Below are 16213 nucleotides of genomic sequence, written 5' to 3'. Positions count from 1 at the left end.
CCGGATCACCGCCTCGTTCGTGGCGGGCAGGATCAACGTACGACAAAGACAACAGAGCCGACGGGAACCGCTCGGAACGGGATCGCATCCCCGAGCCACCTGGAGGACCTGCTTTCACACGTGGAAACCGCCGCGGTCACCCCGATCGGGACTCCCGTTCGGCCGACAGCCTTCGAGATCGGCACGGGCAAACAACCGCTTACGTGTCGGGATGCTCCGGCAGGGCGAGCCAGTCCGACCAGGAGATCTCGCGGCCGAGGAAGCGCGGCTGCTCGAACGGCCAGTCGGCGGCGATCCACTGCGGCACCAGTGCGTCGAGGGCCTGCTCGACCTTGCTGCCCACCAGCTCGTCCACCACCCACCAGGAGATCTCGCCGTCCGCGTCGGCCCTCTCCGGTGGGTCGATGTAGACGCAGCCGAGCAGCACTGCCTCCGCCGCGTCGAACAGCGCGTAGTTGAAGGACTGGTGTGCGGCGATCTCCTTCTCGTGACGCAACAGGTCGGCCTGATCGGCCTCGTAGGTCATGGTGGCCGCGGGCCAGCCCCAGGCCGGGCCGAAGATGGTCCACAGCCGCTCGCGCGAACCCATCACGGCCTGATAGTCGAGCGGGGTGTCCGCCTCCCGGATTGGCCGCAGGTGGTGGCCACCGCCCGGCAGCGGTACCAGGACGGGGTGGACGAAGTCATCGGGAAGCCAGCTCATGGCGCCCGACCGTAGCAGCGTACGGCCGTCCGCTCCCCTGGATTTTCCCCGCACACCGCCAGGCCCTGCTCTCATGCCGGTCAGGGCCCGCGATCACCCGATCGAGGCTCCCGCTCGATCGGCAGACTCCGTGACCGGTACGGCGACGGCTTCCGGGACCAGGCCGTCGCCCACGCCTGCGACACGGCCCATGCCCGTACGGATTCCGACGCGCCCCTGTGCGGCACAGAGCACGACGGCCTCTCCGTCTCCCCGTACTTCCGGGTGCCGGACCGGAACAACGCCTGCGGCGCCTGCAAGGCGACGGCGGCCGTCATCGACCGGCGCCCGCCGCCGACGACGCGCGGGGGAACGGCGTTGACCCCACGCCGCCTTCCGGCTCCTGCCGGCCCCCCTCCCAGGACTGCCCACGCGAAGATCCGTGCCGCCCCACCCCGGTGACGTCGGCCGGTCAGCCCGGGAAGCTGATTCCGGGGCCCAGGTCCTTCGCGAGGGCCACCGCGAGCGCCCGGAAGATCCGCACCTCCGGGTTGTCGTCTCCGGACCGCACCGCGAGATAGCTGCTCTCCCACGGTGCGTCGAGGACGGGTACGAAGACGGCGCCCGGCCACGCGTAGTACCGCGCGAAGGAACGCAGGCCGGAGCCCGCGGCCCGCCCGGTGACGACGCCGGTCAGCACCTCCTGCGGGGTGACGGCCAGCTCGGAGCTGCGGCGCTGGGCGCGGTCGTCGAAGTACAGGTACTCGGTGAACGAGTGCGGGGTGTGCCCCGGAACGCGGAACAGCGGCAGCTCGGTCAGGTCCGCCACGCCGACCCCGGAGGCCCGGGCGTCGGCCAGCGGCGACCGTTCGTGCACGACGACGATCCGCTGCTCGGTGGTGAGGACATCCGCGGCGATCCGCTCGTCGTCCGGGCCGGGCCGCACGAAGGCCACGTCCACCCGGTCCTCCACCAGCGCGGACACATGCTCCGTGAAGTCCAGCTGCCGGATCTCCACCCGCACCTCGGGCCGGGCCCGCCGGTAGGCGTTGATGGCCGCGGGCGTCAGCTCCGCCGAACCGTGCCCCATGATTCCCACCCGCAGAGGCCGTTGGACATCGGCCTCCCGCGTGACGTCCGACAGATCGTCGAGCGCGGCATGCGCGGCGTCGAGCAGGGTGCGCGCGTGCCCGGCGAGCCGCACCCCCGCGGCCGTCGGCACGACGGGGGAGGCGGACCGGTCGAGGAGCCGCACGCCGACCTGGCTCTCCAGACGGCGTACGTGCTGGGTGACGGCGGGGGGCGACAGGAAGAGCCGCGCCGCGGCCCGCCCGAAGTGCCCCTCCTCGACAACCGCCAGGAACGACGACAGAAGCCGCAGGTCAAGCACCATGCATCCGAGAGTAGACGAGGACCCGGCCGGGTGGCGCGGGCCCTTCACGAATCGTGAACGTGCGGTGCGGGCCGAACGGTCGGGCACATACGAATGGGGGCATGACCTCACCCCCTGTCACCGCCCCCGCCGACGCAGTCCCCGTGGCCGCCGGAACCCGGGGCGCCCGCGCCGCGTGGATCATGCTGGCCTCCGGCTGGAGCGCCAACCAGTTCTCGGCCCTGCTCGGCGCCTACCGCGGCCACCTCGGCCTCACCCAGTCCACGGTGACCGGACTGTTCGCGGTGTATGTCGTCGGCCTGATCCCGGCGCTCCTGGTCGCTGGCCCTCTCGCGGACCGCAGGGGACGGCGCCCGGTGGCGCTCACCGCCCTCGCCCTCAACATCCTGTCCACCCTTCTCCTCATGGCGGGCGGAGTGTGGGGAGGCGTCTGGCCACTGCTGTCCGGCCGCTTCCTGACCGGTGTCGGCGCGGGCGCGCTGCTGGCCGCGGGCAGTGCCTGGATCAAGGAACTCTCCGGCTCGCCCCGCCGCCCCGGCCTGTTCGTCTCCGCGGGCTTCGCGACGGGCGGCATCGCGGCGGCGCTCATCGCGAAGTGGGCGCCCTGGCCGATGGTGACGGCGTACGTTCCGCACGTCGTCCTCGGGGTGGTGGCGGGATGGCTCGCCCTGGCCGCACCCGAGACCGCCGGACCGGCCCCGGCCCACGGCTCCGAAACCTCCCACGCACACGCGGTCCGCCGCTTCCGGCGTACGGTCCTGCCCCTGGCGCCCTGGGTCTTCATAGCCCCCACCATCGGCTTCGTCACGCTGCCGGCCACCCTCCACACCGGTCTGGTCCTCACGGGCGTCGCGACCGCCGTCGTCCCCGGAACCGGTCTGCTCACCGCACGGCGAGCCCCGTCCACACCCACCTCGGGCCTCCTGGCCGTCGCGGCCGGCACGGCGATCGCCGCCGTCGCGGCGGCGACGGAGAACGAGCCCCTCGCCCTCCTCGCCGCGATCGTTCTCGGCGCGGCCTACGGACTGACCCTCGCCCACGGCCTCACCCGGACCGCGGCCCTCGCCCCGCCCCACCGGCTTGCCCGCTGGACGGCCCGGTTCTGGACAGCGGCGTACCTCGGCATGTTCACCCCGTACCTCCTCACTCTCCTCGGCCATGTCACGACGACGCCGATGCTGCTGACCGCCGTCACGCTGCTCGCCCTCGCCCACGCCGGGATCGGGGTGCACCGGGCCCGACGGGCGGCGCGACGCCGCACGTCCCCGCGAGCACCTCACGGCCGGACAGCGGGAGACCGTGGACGCGGGCGAGCACCGGCAGCCGCTGGAGGTCTTCGCCGCGGTTCCCGGACCGGAGAAGCGGCCTCCCCGAAGTCGCCGCCGGCCCCTGATGCCGTCGGCGATTCACCGGCAGGGGTTCGCGGACGGCAGGCGTGCCCGGCCCCACCGAGGACGACCCGACGGGCGCGGCCGGCACGAGCCCGGCGCGGGTCCCGGGAAACCGGCGGCACGCCGGGCGTACGGGCGACCCGACGTAAGGTGGGTGAACGCCCTTGACCTGTACGAACGCAGGCAGGGAGCCCACCCCCAGGAGTACCTTCATGCTGCGCACCATGCTCAAGTCCAAGATCCACCGCGCCACCGTGACCCACGCCGACCTGCACTACGTCGGCTCCGTCACCGTCGACGCCGAGCTGATGGAGGCGGCGGATCTGCTGCCCGGCGAGCTCGTGCACATCGTCGACATCGACAACGGCTCCCGGCTTGAGACCTACGTCATCGAGGGCGAACGCGGTTCCGGCGTCATCGGCGTCAACGGCGCCGCCGCCCATCTGGTCCACCCCGGTGACCTGGTCATTCTGATCAGCTACGCCCAGATCGACGACGCCGGGGCCCGTGCGCTGAAGCCGCGCGTCGTGCACGTCGACGCCGCGAACCGGGTCGTCGAACTCGGCGCAGACGCCTCCGAGCCCGCGCCCGGGGGCGCTGCCGTGCGCAGCCCGCACGCGGTGGCCGCACCGGGGCACTGATCCGGCCCGCCCCGGGGAGGTAGCGTGCGGCGGTGACTCTCGCGCTGCTGCACACCTCCCCGGTCCATGTGCCGGTCTTCGACGCCCTGAGGGACGCCGACCACCCCGGGTTCGCCCTGCGCCACCTCGTACGCGAGGACCTGCTCGCCCAGGCACGGGAGGCCGGGCCCGAAGCCGTGGCGGACAGGACCGGGGCACTGCTCGCCGGTGCCGTCGCGGACGGCGCCCGGGCCGTGCTGTGCACCTGCTCGACGATCGGCGCCGTCGCCGAGGCGTGGTCGGCGGAGCTCGGCGTCCCCGTGCTGCGCGTCGACCGGCCGATGGCGGCGGCCGCCGTGACCCGGGACCGTGTGGTCGTGCTCGCGGCCGTGGCCGACACACTGGCACCGACCCTCGCGCTGCTCGCCGAGGAGGCGGGGAACCGGCCGGTCGAGGTGCGCGCCGTGGTGGTGGGCGGTGCCTGGGCGCGCTTCGAGGACGGTGACCACGAGGGCTACCTGGATCTGGTGGCGTCCGCGGCGGACGCGGTGACGGACGCCGATGTCATCGTGCTCGCCCAGGCGTCGATGGCCGGGGCGGCCGCCCGGACGGCTACCCGTGTGCCGGTGCTCTCCAGCCCCCGGCCGGGGCTCGCCGCAGCGGCCGCCGCCGTGACCCGGCCCGCCTCCACGTACTGCGGTGGCGTTTTCGGAACCCGCTCGGGCGGACCCACCGGGCGCCCCCGGCCGCCCCGGGGGACGGTGGAGGAAGCGACCCGTACGGGACGTACGACGTGACCCCTCGGAGGCCCCGATGACCAATCCGTACCCCGACCCGGTGCCGCCCGCGCCCACCCCGGGGCCGATGCCCGGACCGCCCGCGCCGCTGCCGGAGCCGCCGCCCGCGCCCCCGGGACCGGTGCCGCCCGGCCCCGCGCCCGACCCGATCCCGCAGCCCCCGACGCCGCGCCCCGAACCCGCCCCGCAGCCGTAGGACCGGTCGCCCGGGTCAGGCCGTCGTGGGGCGGACCGGGGCCGGGCCCAGCGTGGTGGTGCCGGGGGAGGAGCGGTGGCCGAGCCCGGTCCGGTAGGCGTCCATGGCCGCCTCGGTCCGGCCCGCACGGCGCAGCAGGTCGCCCAGGAGCCGGGAGATGTCCGCCAGGTCCCCGGCGGCCCCGGCCCGCTCCAGCAGGGCCAGCGCGGTGACGTAGTGCTCCTCGGCGGCCTCCGGATCGCCCTGCTCCTCATGGATCAGGCCGAGCATCCGGTGCGCCCCGCCCGCGTGCACCGAGCCCCGTTCCGGGTGCAGTTCGCCCAGGAGCCGGTTGAGCAGCTCCCGGGCCTCGCCGGTCTTGCCCCGGCGGCGCAGCACATCGGCGAGCTCCACCTCGACCTGCGCCGTGTACAGCCGGGCCCGCTTGGACGCCAGCATGTCGCGGGCGGCGCGCAGTTCGCTCTCGGCGCCCGGCAGGTCCCCGTCCTGGGCGTGGACGTAGCCGCGCATCCAGTGGCAGTGGGCGAGTTCGGTGCGGATCTGGAGCTGCTGGTAGATCTCCGCGGCCCGGGCGAGTGAGGCGTCGGCCTCGGCGGTGCGGCCCGCCGCGATGAGGGTCCGGGCGACGCTGCGGTGCAGCCCGGCGACCAGCTCGGGGTCGGAGACCTGCGGCGCGAGGGCCAGGGCCAGTTCGCCCGCCTGGGCGGCGCGGGCGTGGGCGCCCATGTCCATGTACGGCGCGATCGCGGCCGTGTACAGCAGCAGGAGCGCGCCGGGGTCCTGGAGCCCGGAGGCGTTCAGCTCGTCGATGGCGCTCTCCAGCAGGTAGCAGGCGTAACGGAGTTCGCCGGCCAGGAGGTGAGCGACGGCCCGGCCCCGGATCGCCGGGGCGCGGCGGGGGAGCGGTGCGTCGGCCAGGAGCCGTTCGGCCGCTTCGAAGCGCTCGCGGGCCGTGGGCAGGTCGCCCGTCTCCAGGGCGCAGTGGCCGAGGCCGAGCAGTGCCGTGGCGCGTTCCTCGTCGAGCCCGTGCCGGCCGGCCTCGGCGAGCAGTTCGGTGTAGTCCGTGGCGGCGTCCTCGGCGGCACCGGTGGCCAGGGCCCGCTGGGTCTCGACGAGCCGCAGCCGCAGTGCGGTCGCCAGATGGGCCGGGCGCCCCGTGGCCAGCTCCTCGTACGTGACACCGAGCCGGTCCGCGAGGTGGCGTACGGCAGCCTCCGAGGGGCGGACCCGGCCCGCCTCCAGGGTGGAGACATAGGCCGGGGTGTACAGCGGTTCGGCGAGCTGACGCTGCGTCAATCCCCGTTCGATGCGCAGGTGTTGGACACGGCGGCCGAGCGCCTTGGGGTCGTTCTCCGATGCCGCTTCCCGTCCCGTCGTGCGCTTCGCTTCCATCGCGCCGCCCCCTTCCGCCTCGTACCGCCCCGAAATGCGGTCCACGCATCGTAGATGCCCGGATGCGGACCACCGGCACCGGCGCCCGGGTCTTGTTCGAAGGTTCGTTCACCTCTAGGTTAAGCGCCACATCAATTCGACTTAACTCATGGGTTACATGTCGGTCGTGCCCTGGAAGTCACCCCGGAGCAGAAGGAGTTGTCCATGCGGATACGCCCCCACGTCCGCCGAACGGCCCACGTCACGGCGGCGCTGGCCCTCGCCGCCCTCGTGACGGCGACCGCCGCCACCGCGGCCCCGGCCTCGGCCGCCCCCACGGGCCACGGCGACGGCCGCCGCGTATCGGCCGAGTACTTCCCCGACCCCGGCGGCGCCGGGCGGACCACCGAGGTCCCGGCCACCGCCCCGGCCCGCGCCGCCACCGCCGCCCCGCTCGGTGCGGCCGAGGCCGCCGCCGACGGCGCGGTGGGCGAACAGGCGGTGACCGGACCGACCGACGACCGCCTGGACGTCGTGATCATCGGCGACGGCTACACGGCCGTCCAGCAGGAAGACTTCCACGCGGACGCCACCGCGAAGTGGGCCGACATCACGGCCCTGGAGCCCTACCGGAGCTACCAGGACCTGTTCAACGTGTGGACCGTCGACGCGGTCTCCGCCGAATCCGGGATCAGCGGCGACCCCGACACCGGCACCGCCCGGAACACCGCGCTCGGCAGCGGCTTCTGGTGTTCCGGCATCGAGCGGCTGATCTGCGCGGACATCGACAAGGTCGCCGCGTACGCCGCGAAGGCCCCGGCCGCCGACCTCGTGGTCGTCATCGCCAACTCCACCAAGTACGGCGGCGCGGGCTACTCCGGGCTCCAGGCCGAGGGCTACCCCTTCAACGGGGTCTCCACCCTCTCCTCCGGCCACTCCGCGTCCAGCATGATCGCCGCGCACGAGATAGGCCACTCGGTGGGCCTGCTGGACGACGAGTACACCTACGACGAGTACGGGACCTGGACCGGCGGCGAGGTCGGCGGCATCAACTCCACCACGTACACCGCCGACCGGCTCGCGCGGCAGCGGACGAAGTGGTACCGCTGGCTGGGCCGGCCCGATCCGGCGGGCGGCACCGTCGGTACGTACGAGGGCAGCGCCTACTACCCGTTCGGCCTCTACCGCCCCACCGCGTCCTCGATCATGCGGGAGCTCGGCAACACCGAGTTCAACCTGCCCGGCCGCGAAGCGATGATCGCCGGCTTCTACCGCGCGGGCAAGGCTCTGACCAGCACCGTCGATACCGGGACCGCCCTCGCCCGCGGCCACCGCATCACCGTACGCACCACCGGCACCGCCTCCCGCACCCACCGGCCGGGCACCACGGCCGGCCTCGCCCGCACCGAGCTGCGCTGGTACGTGGACGGCGTGGAGCGGGCCGCCGCCCGCGGACGCACCACCGTCACCCCCGCCTCGCTCGGCGTCCGCCCCGACGGCCGCGGCCACCGGGTGACCGCACGGGCCGTCGACCGTACGGACGCCATCCGCGACCCCGCCGTCCGAGCCCTCGCCACCACCACCCTGACCTGGGACGTCAAGGCGTCCGGGCACCGCAGGAAGTGACCCGGGCTCAGGCCACGATCGGGACCACGGCCTCCGGCGTCAGCATCCGGAAGGTGAACGCCTGGTGGAAGTAGAGCCGGATGCTCGTCGCGTCGTGGTCCTGGTAACCGATGGAGAGGTCCTGCCCGAGGCACAGCTCGAAGTCGCCGCCCCGGGTGGACAGCAGCACCCCGCCCGTGACGGCGGGCGCCCACAGGATCTGGTCGTCCAGGAGCCTGCCCAGATGGGTGGCCACCGGGTATCCGTGGTCGGAGGTCTCGGTGGCCTCGGTGAAGGCGTCGGCCCCGAGCAGCAGCCGGTACGGGCCGTCGACCCCGGCGAGCCGCAGCCGGGTCAGCGCCTGGCTGACGGTGGCCGGGTAGTCGCGGGCGTCGGCGGGGAGCGTCAGCGGGGCGTGCGAGGAGCCGTCCCGCAGCCCGGTGATGCCGGCCGAGGCGTACCCGTCGATGATCGCCATGTCCTCGGCGAACGCGCAGGTGCGGGCGGCGTCCTTGACGGGCTGCCAGTCGCTGTCGTCCGATCCGCGCTCGACGTCGTCCACCGCCGACCTGGTCACCGTGAACGGCACCCGCCACTCGATGACCGGCACCGAGGTGCGGGCCCGCGCGATGACGTCCGGGGCGGGCGGGTCGATGGAGCGGAGATGGCCGTCGCCGATGGCCGCCAGTCCGGGGCCGTCCGGGTCGGTGACGTCCACGACCCGGCGGCCGGCCACATGGCGGCTGAAGGTGCGCCGGGCCTCCTCCTCGATCTGGTCCCAGGCGGCATCGGTGACAGGGGCGAGTTCGCGGTGCAGATTGTTCATCACTGGGCGCTTTCGTGCAGGCTGCCGATGTGCAGCGAACCGTCGGCGGACCGGGCCGGGGCCGGGGCGGTGACCGGCGCGGACGCGGGCTCCGGCCGGGCGGCGGCTCCGGCCGGGGGCGGCGGGGGCGGCGGGGCGCCGAGGAAGTCGGCGCTGGGGACGTGGAACAGCGTGCCGGTGACCGCGGTCGAGAAGTCGAGGATGCGGTCGTGGGTGGCGGGCGGACTGCCGAGGAACATGTTGCGGAGCATCTGCTCGGTCACCCCCGGATCGGCGGCGTACCCGATGAAGTACGTGCCGAACTCGCCCTGCTCGAAGCTGCCGAACGGCATGTTGGCGCGCAGGATGTCGCGTTCCGCACCGTCCGGGCCGGTGACGGTGTTGAGAGCCACGTGCGAATCGGCGGGCTTGACGTCGTCGGCGAATTCGACGTCGTCCAGTTTCGTACGGCCGATGACCCGCTCCTGCTCCGTGGTGCTCAGCGAGTTCCAGGCGGTCAGGTCGTGCAGGTACTTCTGCACGACGACATAACTGCCGCCCGCGAACGCCGGATCCTCGGCACCGACCAGCGCAGCCGAACGCGCGTCGTCCCCCAGCGGGTTCTCCGTGCCGTCGACGAAACCGAGCAGGTCCCGGTGGTCGAAATAGCGGAACCCCTGCGTCTCGTCGACGACCCGCACCGCGTCCCCGAGCCGGCCGAGCAGCCTGTTCGCCCAGGCGAAACAGACGTCCATCCGCTCCGCCCGGATGTGGAACAGCAGATCCCCCGGGGTGGCGGGCGCGTGATGCCGGGCACCGCGCAGCTCCTCGAAGGGGTGGAGCAGCGCCGGACGCGGCCCGGAGAACAGCCGGTCCCAGGCCTCGGAACCGAAACCGCTCACACAGACCAGACCCGCCTCCGGATACCGGAAGTCGATGGAACGGGCGAAGGCCGCCAGATCCGGCAGCGCCTCGCGCACGGCCGCCTCGCCGCCGGGCTCGATCGTGGCGACCAGGATCAGCGCGGCACTGGTCAGCGGTGCGACGACCGGCTGGGCCGCGGCCGGCTCCGGACCGGCTGCCGCGGGCTCCGGGGTGGCGTCGGACATGCGGGAGCTCCCTGGGCGGCGAGGGCGGGTGACGAGGGCGGTGACGGCACGGGCAAGGGGCCTGGTGCTACTTACGCACGGCCCCGCCGCCACCGCACCCCGGGTCGCCCGCCCGGGCGACGGACCACCGGTCGGGGCCCGCGTCTCCTCGGGACCCTGGGAGCCGTCGGGCAGGACGAGGAACGACAGCGCTGCACCCGGCCCCGATCCGCCGGGCACGGCCCGGGAGCTCTTGACGGAATGAGGCCGGGACAGTCCGGTCTGCGGCGGGAGGGCCGGTTCCGCAGCATGAGCTGCAGCGGCCGGGGGCGGACAGAACAGAGGGGGCAGAAGTGCTCCGTCTCCACGACCGGCTCGAGGTAGAGGTCGTCGTCGCGAGCAGCTTCGTCAGCGGGTGCCTCGCCTGCCCCGGGGCGACTTCGGCGGACGGCCCCGCCCTGCCTGTTACGTGTTCGGCCGCAGCCACGGCAGCCACCGCAGCCACGGCAGCCACGCGACGGTCGTCTGCGCCGGCTGCCGTCGTACCCGGCCTCTGAAAGGGGATCGCTGTCGTCCGTGCCGGTGCCGGTGCCGGTGCCAGGCCAGGCCAGGCCAGGCCAGTGCTCCGACCGGCAACGTTCACCGGTTCGGCATGGACGAACGGAAAGCCGGGCAGGGCGGAGCCGATGTCCGGGCTACTGCGCCGAGGGAGCGCGCCGCGGTGAGCACGGGCTGGTAATACCCGCTGGAGGCCGGACTGTGCCAGGTGATGTCGGTGAAGCCGGCTTCAGCCACGAACTCTGTCAGCTGTGGCGTCGTCAGCGCCCAGCAGGTGCTCCGGCGGACTCGGACATCCCAGGTGTTCCCTGCGGGGATGAGCTGGAAGTGCTCCTGGTCGTAGCGCTCGCCGTCTTCGTGCCAGCGCCACAGCTGGAAGGTGATCGCTTGGCCGTCGCGTGTTTCCGTGACCTGGGGAGGTGTCGTCGTGGGCCTGGTCCGGCGCGCCTCGTCGTAGGCCCGGACTGTGATCATCAACAGTCCGTCGTCTCGGAGCACCCGTCTCATGCCGAGGAGTGCCGCCCGGAGATCCTGCCCGGAGAGCAGGTGCGCGAGTGAGTTGTCCGCGCAGAGGACGACGTCGAATGATGTGTCCTTGAAGGGCAGCTGGCGCATGTCGGCCGCAGCGGCCGGAAGCCGGCTGCCCCGGACCGCCGCCTCGGCGGCGGCGCGCGCGGCGGCGACCGGGCTCAGGTCGCTGCCGATGACCTGGTGCCCGGCCAGGGCCAGGCCGATGGCCTGGGTACCGATCCCGCACGAGCAGTCCAGGACGCTGTGGGGTCCTGCGCCGAGGGATTCGCGCAGGAGCCCGCCCAATACCTCGGCCTGGTAGGCCATGCTCGCGTCCCAGTCCCGGAACATCAGGTGGTAGTCGCGGGCCAGATCGTCGTAGAAATCCCGCACGGAGAGCTCGGACATGCATCCCACCGTAGTGCCTGGCCGCCGGGGGAGTGCGGGCAGTTTCAGGCAGCGGCTGCCTGTCCTCGGCCACCCCGGCGGATGCCCTTCTCACCGCGGATACGGGCGCGTTCGCGGCGTCGGGCGGCCAGCGTCTCGGGGGCGGGTGTTCGCGTCGCACCGGCGGAGGTAGGCCTGCAGGAATCGGGTCTGCGCGGTGCGGTTGGGATGGTCGGAGTTGGCGATGGTGAACTGCCGCGCCCCACAGGGTGTCGCCGCCGACGGAGCAGCAGCCGCGGAAGTATCGGACGCCGTGGGTGCGGTGGCAGGTCGCGGGATGGCGTTCGGGGCGGCCGGCGCGGGCCCAGCCGGTTCCGGCGGCGGGGCGGATGTCGAGCGGGCGGAACTCGTCGAACGCAAACACCCGGTCCGGGAAGTGCTCCAGCACGTGCTCGACCCGGTCGAGCCTGGCGTCACGCTCGGGGCCCGGGGGATCCCTTCCAGGTCTTGGTGCGCTGGGAGGTGACGCCGCGACGGGCGTGCGGGCATCGTGACGCCTCACGGCCGATCCGGATCACACGGCCCTGCACGCGGCGCAGCGGGACAACTGCTTCCTATTCGGGCCGGCCGTCGGCGAGCCACTGGGCGAGGCCACGCAGCCCGACTGCCCACCGCCCGAGGTCGGTGACCTCGGCGTGCCCGGTGACGACGGCCAGCAACTCGGCCACCGCCTCGTCTGGTTGCCGGGCATCGTTGAGGGTCAGCGCACGGAAGACACGTACGGAGTCCGAGTCGGGGAACTCCCTGCGGGCACGGTCGAGCACCGCCAGCGACTCGTCCAGCTCACCCAGCCACCTCAGGGTGCTGGCGTACTGGCACAGGCACCGGCGCAGCACATCACCGTCGAGGCCGAGGGCGAGCGCCCGCTCGTAGTAGCCGCGGGCGGTCTCCTCCTCGCCCGCCGTGTCGTAGGCGCCACCCACCTCGTATACGAGGACCGGGTGGTCAGGGTGTTCGGCAAGCAGCGCCTGAAAGTAGGCGATCGTCGGCACCATGTTCGCGCGGTCGCGCCGGTCGTAGCCACGCTGGATCGCCTCGGCCAGTTCGGGCGTCACGTCGGTCGTCACTGCTGCGCCCCCATGCGTGCGGGTCCGAAGATCGGCTCACCATAACGCAGCCTCGTCCGCGGGCGCCTGCCTGTGGGGCGGCCAGGCGCGGCAGCGTCGGCGTCTGTGACGGATGGGGGCGTGTTCCTCGGCGGATGCGGATGCGGATGCGGGTGCGGATGCGGGTGCCTGCCTCGTCGAGGGCCGGGCCGCTGTCAGCTGCGTGCTGCAGCCGCTGGTCCCCGCCCGGGTCGAACGGACCGTCGCGGCGGCTACCACCCCGCAGCACCGCTCATCCTCGCCGCGGCGCACGCCGCCCGAGTCGCTAGGATCGGCACGCTCATGCTCGACGACATCGATCTCGACAACCGGCGGTCGACCATGGCCGGATGTGTCCACCTACTCGATGACCCCACCATGAAACCGCTGCCGGATCGGCTGGACCACCGGCGAACCCGGTGGCCGAGCACCTGGTATCGCCCGCGGGAAAAGAACTTGGCCCGGCTTGACGTGACTTGAAGAATGACGGTCATGCAGACTCGACGAGCACGGCCTGATGACGCATCAATGGTCGCAGACGTCTACGTGCGCTCCTGGCAGTCGGCCTTTGCCGGTCTTGTCCCCCAGCACTACCTCGACGCGATGGAACCAACCCGCGAAGAGTCCTCGTGGAAGAAACGCATCGCGGAGACACGATGGCCGATGTCGGGAGTACTGGTAGCCGAGACCGAGGCGGAGATCGTCGGATTCGCAGGTTTCGGCCCATCTCAGGAGGTCCCTGCCGTCGCGGAAATCGGCACGCTTTACGCGATGCCCGAAGTCTGGGGTACGGGGATCGGGAAGCACTTGATGCTGGCCACGTTGACGGCTCTCGGACAGGCCGACTACGCACAGGCCACCTTGTGGGTCCTGGAAGACAATCGCCGCGCCCGACGCTTCTACGAAGCCGCCGGCTGGCGCGCGGATGGCGCAGCCGTGGAAGACACCACCGGTGGGGCCTCTCTCAACAAGTTGCGCTACCGCCGCGCCCTCGGCTGACCAGCTCGGCGTCCTGCCCGTCCAGGGAACCTGGAACGGCAAGGCCGCGAGTCGGAGTCGATCCCACGGAGCCGACTCCGTGCCCAAGAACCCCCCTTTGCGGGCACCGGTGGTGTGGGGCGTTGGCGGGGCGACTCGCGATGGTCACCGCATGTGATCGCCGGGCGCGTATCGGCTCCAGGTCCCGCCGGCTTCGATGACCACGCGGGTGGTGGCCTTGCCGTGGCAGCCGAGTGCCCTCACGATGGCGGGGCCGGGGCTCGGAGGACGGGATGACGGTTCGCGGAGGTCCTGCCGCGCTACGGAGGCACGCCGATCTCGCCGGACGGGCTTGGAGGCTGACCGGTTCACGGGTTGTCCCGGCCGGCGGCCGGGGAAGAGCCGCTGTGAGTTCCTGCTGCTGGCGTGGGGCAGGTGCTGGCCGGGCTGGACGCAGGCCCGCATCAGGCTGGCGACGGGCTCCGGCAGTGGGGGACGGCGGGTTTTCCAACTGGACGGTATCGGTGGTCCCGTCGTCGGTGACGTCGTTCGTGGTGAGGCGGACGATGCGGCCGACGGGTTGCGCCATCGTTTGCCGACAGGCGGTCGACGCGTCCGGGCGATGCGCTCGGGAGCGGACTGCTGTCTGCCATCGGTGAACACCACTCCGAGTGGGCGCGACGCAGATTACCGTCCAGTCGCATGACGACGGTCACATCCCGCACGGTCGAATACCCGGCCGACAACCTGACGATGATCGGATACCTCGCGCTTCCGGCCGGTGCCGAGCGCCGGCCCGCAGTCCTGATCGGACCCGAGGGGACGGGGCTCAGCGATGTCGAGCGCCGCCGGGCCGATGCCCTGGCCGAGCTGGGGTACGTGGCGCTTGCCTTCGACCTCCATGGCGGACGCTATGTGGAGGACCCGGAGGAAATGCTGGCCCGTTGCATGCCGCTGCTCGCCGACCCCGACCGGATGCGCGCCATCGGTCACGCCGCGCTCGACGTGCTGCTCGCCGAGCCGCGGTCCGACCCCGACCGGATCGCCGCCGTCGGCTACGGCACCGGGGGTGCGATCGCGTTGGAACTCGGCCGCGACGGCGTCGACCTGCGCGCGATCGGGACGGTCAACGCACTGACCACGGGCCGGCCGGGCGAGGCGGCACGCATTCGCTGCCCGGTATGGGCCGGGGTCGGGTCGGAAGACCCGATCATGCCGCCCGCGCAACGGGAGGCGTTCACCGCGGAGATGCAGGCCGCCGGTGTCGACTGGCGCCTCGTGGTCTACGGAGGAGCCCTTCACGCCTTCCACCACCCCACGGTCGACCACACCGTGCGTCCCGGCGTCGGCCACCACCCACGGCACGCGCAGCGAGCCTGGCGTGACATCGTCGCCCTGCTCGCCGAGTGTCTGTCCGTCACGGACTGATCCGGGCGGCTCCTGATACGCACTCCTGCCCGTCGTCGTCCTTGTCCAGCTCCGGCACGCCCGGTTCGCGCGGCGGGCGCCGGGCGCCGGAGGCCGTGCAAGCAGGGCGCGTACGTCGTACGCGGGTGGCCGGCCGGCTGCCGAGGAAGGCATGGATCGGGGCGACAACCACAACCACGGCCACGACAACAGCGGCCCCGGAGCCGGGCGCACCCCGAGCCGATGCCCTGTCACGTCAGTACGAAGTGGTCCAGAAACAGGCGGATTTGAGCAAGACCAACCCCAGCGGCGCTCCCTGAACCTCACCTGCGTACACCCGCACACGCCGGCCGGCTCACCCGCGCTGCCCGGAACGGCTCAGGGGCCGGGCCCACGTCCGGTACGGCCAGCCCGGCTGGGTACGGTCGAGCGCTTCGCTTCGAGGGGCGGTCAAACCCCCGTCGTCAGGAACTGGCGGGCACCACGCAACGTGGTGTGCAGGTTGTGCTGGGTGGTGCGACCGTCGAGGCGGACGTCGAGGGCTCCGGGAAGCCCGCTGGCGGCCCGCAGGCCCGAGCGGAGCCGGGAGGCGTCGAGCCCGTCACGTCCGGCGACAAGGACTCCGAGTTCGTGACGGCTCACGGCGTCGGCCCCCGACAGATGGTGAACGCCGTTCGCCTCGCCGGCCGCGAGTTCCAGCAACGAGGCGGCCAGATCGGCTACGTGGACGGGGCAGCGGATGTCGTCGGTGAACAGGGCACCGCTGCGGACGCCGGCCACGAGATCGTGCACCAGACGTACGTGTACGGACCTCCGGTCGCCGATGATCAGCGACGTGCGAGCGACAACGGCGTCCGGGCACACGAGACGAATGCCGGTCTCCGCCGCGGCCTTGGCCGCGCCGTACGGGGTGACAGGGTCGGGCAGGCAGCTTTCGTCGTAGTGGATGCGGGCTCCGGAGAACACCGCGTCGCTGGATACGTGGACCAGGCGGCAGCCGTACTTCGCCGCAACCATCGCCAGGCGGACGGGGCCCTCGGCCGTGACCGCCCAGTCGGACCCGCCGCTCGTGGCGTTGACCACGAAGCGCGGGCCGACCTCGGCCATGACCGTCTCGATGCATTCGGGGTCCCGCAGGTCGAGGGCGTGCCACGCGACTCCGGGAGCGTTGCCGGGCTTGGTCGCGAAGGTGGCGGCCGTCGCGTTCCCGGCCGTCGCCGCCTGGCGCACCAGCTCGGCGCCCAGGAATCCGCTACCGCCGATGATCAGGATCGTCATGA

Annotated in this window: 16 protein-coding genes and 1 pseudogene; 8 read left to right on the top strand and 9 right to left on the bottom strand. The window is 72.7% G+C overall.

The features are described 5' to 3' along the window. Positions 1-199 precede the first annotated feature (199 nt). Positions 200-703 carry a GNAT family N-acetyltransferase gene (locus tag ACFCV8_RS02100; protein ID WP_376683311.1) on the bottom strand — a complete coding sequence of 168 codons (504 nt, stop codon included), beginning with the start codon at positions 701-703 and terminating at the stop codon, positions 200-202. A gap of 451 nt (positions 704-1154) precedes the next feature. Then, a complete protein-coding gene (locus ACFCV8_RS02095) occupies positions 1155-2075 on the bottom strand; it encodes a LysR family transcriptional regulator (RefSeq protein ID WP_376683310.1) in 921 nt (306 codons plus the stop codon). Positions 2076-2176: 101 nt separating this feature from the next. Here ACFCV8_RS02095 and ACFCV8_RS02090 point away from each other — a divergent pair, with 101 nt between their 5' ends. Genes ACFCV8_RS02090 through ACFCV8_RS02075 form a run of 4 tightly spaced genes read left to right on the top strand, consistent with a single transcriptional unit; the run spans position 2177 to position 5079 of the window. Further along, complete coding sequence (locus ACFCV8_RS02090) at positions 2177-3634, top strand: MFS transporter (protein ID WP_376683309.1); 1458 nt, start codon at positions 2177-2179, stop codon at positions 3632-3634. A gap of 44 nt (positions 3635-3678) precedes the next feature. Further along, entirely contained in the window at positions 3679-4107 is a 429-nt protein-coding gene (gene panD, locus ACFCV8_RS02085; protein ID WP_376683308.1) for an aspartate 1-decarboxylase, read from the top strand. Between the two features lie 32 nt (positions 4108-4139). Further along, a complete protein-coding gene (locus ACFCV8_RS02080; RefSeq protein ID WP_376683307.1) occupies positions 4140-4883 on the top strand; it encodes an aspartate/glutamate racemase family protein in 744 nt (247 codons plus the stop codon). Between the two features lie 16 nt (positions 4884-4899). Then, entirely contained in the window at positions 4900-5079 is a 180-nt protein-coding gene (locus tag ACFCV8_RS02075; protein ID WP_376683306.1) for a hypothetical protein, read from the top strand. Between the two features lie 15 nt (positions 5080-5094). Here the strand turns inward: ACFCV8_RS02075 and ACFCV8_RS02070 are convergent, their stop codons facing one another. Continuing rightward, the gene (locus tag ACFCV8_RS02070; RefSeq protein WP_376683305.1) at positions 5095-6471 is read right to left on the bottom strand and encodes a tetratricopeptide repeat protein; all 1377 of its coding nucleotides are present in this window, start codon (positions 6469-6471) and stop codon (positions 5095-5097) included. A 204-nt stretch (positions 6472-6675) separates the two neighbouring features. On the opposite strand from ACFCV8_RS02070, the gene ACFCV8_RS02065 reads away from it, so the two are divergent. After that, positions 6676-8076, top strand: a complete 1401-nt coding sequence (locus ACFCV8_RS02065; protein ID WP_376683304.1) for a M64 family metallopeptidase — start codon at positions 6676-6678, stop codon at positions 8074-8076. Positions 8077-8083: 7 nt separating this feature from the next. On the opposite strand, the gene ACFCV8_RS02060 is transcribed toward ACFCV8_RS02065, so the two are convergent. From ACFCV8_RS02060 to ACFCV8_RS02040, 5 genes and pseudogenes are all read right to left on the bottom strand, one after another. Next, positions 8084-8881 (bottom strand): family 1 encapsulin nanocompartment shell protein, encoded by a 798-nt coding sequence (locus tag ACFCV8_RS02060; RefSeq protein WP_376683303.1) that lies wholly within the window; start codon positions 8879-8881, stop codon positions 8084-8086. Next, the gene (locus ACFCV8_RS02055) at positions 8881-9969 is read right to left on the bottom strand and encodes a Dyp-type peroxidase (RefSeq protein ID WP_376683302.1); all 1089 of its coding nucleotides are present in this window, start codon (positions 9967-9969) and stop codon (positions 8881-8883) included. Before ACFCV8_RS02055 ends, ACFCV8_RS02060 begins: the two co-directional genes overlap by 1 nt. 618 nt (positions 9970-10587) lie before the next feature. Continuing rightward, a complete protein-coding gene (locus ACFCV8_RS02050) occupies positions 10588-11424 on the bottom strand; it encodes a class I SAM-dependent methyltransferase (RefSeq protein ID WP_376683301.1) in 837 nt (278 codons plus the stop codon). A 44-nt stretch (positions 11425-11468) separates the two neighbouring features. Next, a pseudogene (locus tag ACFCV8_RS02045) lies at positions 11469-12011 on the bottom strand (IS630 family transposase); the annotation flags it as partial. Between the two features lie 6 nt (positions 12012-12017). Further along, positions 12018-12530 (bottom strand): tetratricopeptide repeat protein, encoded by a 513-nt coding sequence (locus ACFCV8_RS02040; protein ID WP_376683300.1) that lies wholly within the window; start codon positions 12528-12530, stop codon positions 12018-12020. Between the two features lie 321 nt (positions 12531-12851). Here ACFCV8_RS02040 and ACFCV8_RS02035 point away from each other — a divergent pair, with 321 nt between their 5' ends. The 3 genes from ACFCV8_RS02035 to ACFCV8_RS02025 all read left to right on the top strand — a co-directional run bounded on the left by ACFCV8_RS02035 (position 12852) and on the right by ACFCV8_RS02025 (position 14954). Then, positions 12852-13028, top strand: a complete 177-nt coding sequence (locus ACFCV8_RS02035) for a hypothetical protein (RefSeq protein ID WP_376683299.1) — start codon at positions 12852-12854, stop codon at positions 13026-13028. Between the two features lie 12 nt (positions 13029-13040). After that, positions 13041-13547: a GNAT family N-acetyltransferase gene (locus ACFCV8_RS02030; protein ID WP_376683298.1), complete on the top strand. Its 507-nt coding sequence runs from the start codon at positions 13041-13043 to the stop codon at positions 13545-13547. A gap of 681 nt (positions 13548-14228) precedes the next feature. Further along, complete coding sequence (locus ACFCV8_RS02025) at positions 14229-14954, top strand: dienelactone hydrolase family protein (RefSeq protein ID WP_376683297.1); 726 nt, start codon at positions 14229-14231, stop codon at positions 14952-14954. Positions 14955-15383: 429 nt separating this feature from the next. Here the strand turns inward: ACFCV8_RS02025 and ACFCV8_RS02020 are convergent, their stop codons facing one another. After that, positions 15384-16211: an SDR family oxidoreductase gene (locus ACFCV8_RS02020; protein ID WP_376683296.1), complete on the bottom strand. Its 828-nt coding sequence runs from the start codon at positions 16209-16211 to the stop codon at positions 15384-15386. Positions 16212-16213: the final 2 nt, after the last annotated feature.

It is taken from the genome of Streptomyces sp. NPDC056347 (assembly GCF_042262625.1).
Lineage (GTDB): Bacteria > Actinomycetota > Actinomycetes > Streptomycetales > Streptomycetaceae > Streptomyces.
The sequence above is the reverse complement of the archived record's forward strand: the minus strand, read 5'-3'. Positions and strand labels throughout refer to the sequence as shown.

Coding starts and splice junctions, on each gene's coding strand:
- ACFCV8_RS02095 (WP_376683310.1), bottom strand. CDS start 2,075: ATGGTGCTTGACCTGCGGCTTCTGTCGTCGTTCCTGGCGGTTGTCGAG.
- ACFCV8_RS02025 (WP_376683297.1), top strand. CDS start 14,229: ATGACGACGGTCACATCCCGCACGGTCGAATACCCGGCCGACAACCTG.
- ACFCV8_RS02060 (WP_376683303.1), bottom strand. CDS start 8,881: ATGAACAATCTGCACCGCGAACTCGCCCCTGTCACCGATGCCGCCTGG.
- ACFCV8_RS02050 (WP_376683301.1), bottom strand. CDS start 11,424: ATGTCCGAGCTCTCCGTGCGGGATTTCTACGACGATCTGGCCCGCGAC.
- ACFCV8_RS02035 (WP_376683299.1), top strand. CDS start 12,852: ATGCTCGACGACATCGATCTCGACAACCGGCGGTCGACCATGGCCGGA.
- ACFCV8_RS02020 (WP_376683296.1), bottom strand. CDS start 16,211: ATGACGATCCTGATCATCGGCGGTAGCGGATTCCTGGGCGCCGAGCTG.
- ACFCV8_RS02055 (WP_376683302.1), bottom strand. CDS start 9,969: ATGTCCGACGCCACCCCGGAGCCCGCGGCAGCCGGTCCGGAGCCGGCC.
- ACFCV8_RS02070 (WP_376683305.1), bottom strand. CDS start 6,471: ATGGAAGCGAAGCGCACGACGGGACGGGAAGCGGCATCGGAGAACGAC.
- panD (WP_376683308.1), top strand. CDS start 3,679: ATGCTGCGCACCATGCTCAAGTCCAAGATCCACCGCGCCACCGTGACC.
- ACFCV8_RS02075 (WP_376683306.1), top strand. CDS start 4,900: ATGACCAATCCGTACCCCGACCCGGTGCCGCCCGCGCCCACCCCGGGG.
- ACFCV8_RS02100 (WP_376683311.1), bottom strand. CDS start 703: ATGAGCTGGCTTCCCGATGACTTCGTCCACCCCGTCCTGGTACCGCTG.
- ACFCV8_RS02065 (WP_376683304.1), top strand. CDS start 6,676: ATGCGGATACGCCCCCACGTCCGCCGAACGGCCCACGTCACGGCGGCG.
- ACFCV8_RS02030 (WP_376683298.1), top strand. CDS start 13,041: ATGCAGACTCGACGAGCACGGCCTGATGACGCATCAATGGTCGCAGAC.
- ACFCV8_RS02090 (WP_376683309.1), top strand. CDS start 2,177: ATGACCTCACCCCCTGTCACCGCCCCCGCCGACGCAGTCCCCGTGGCC.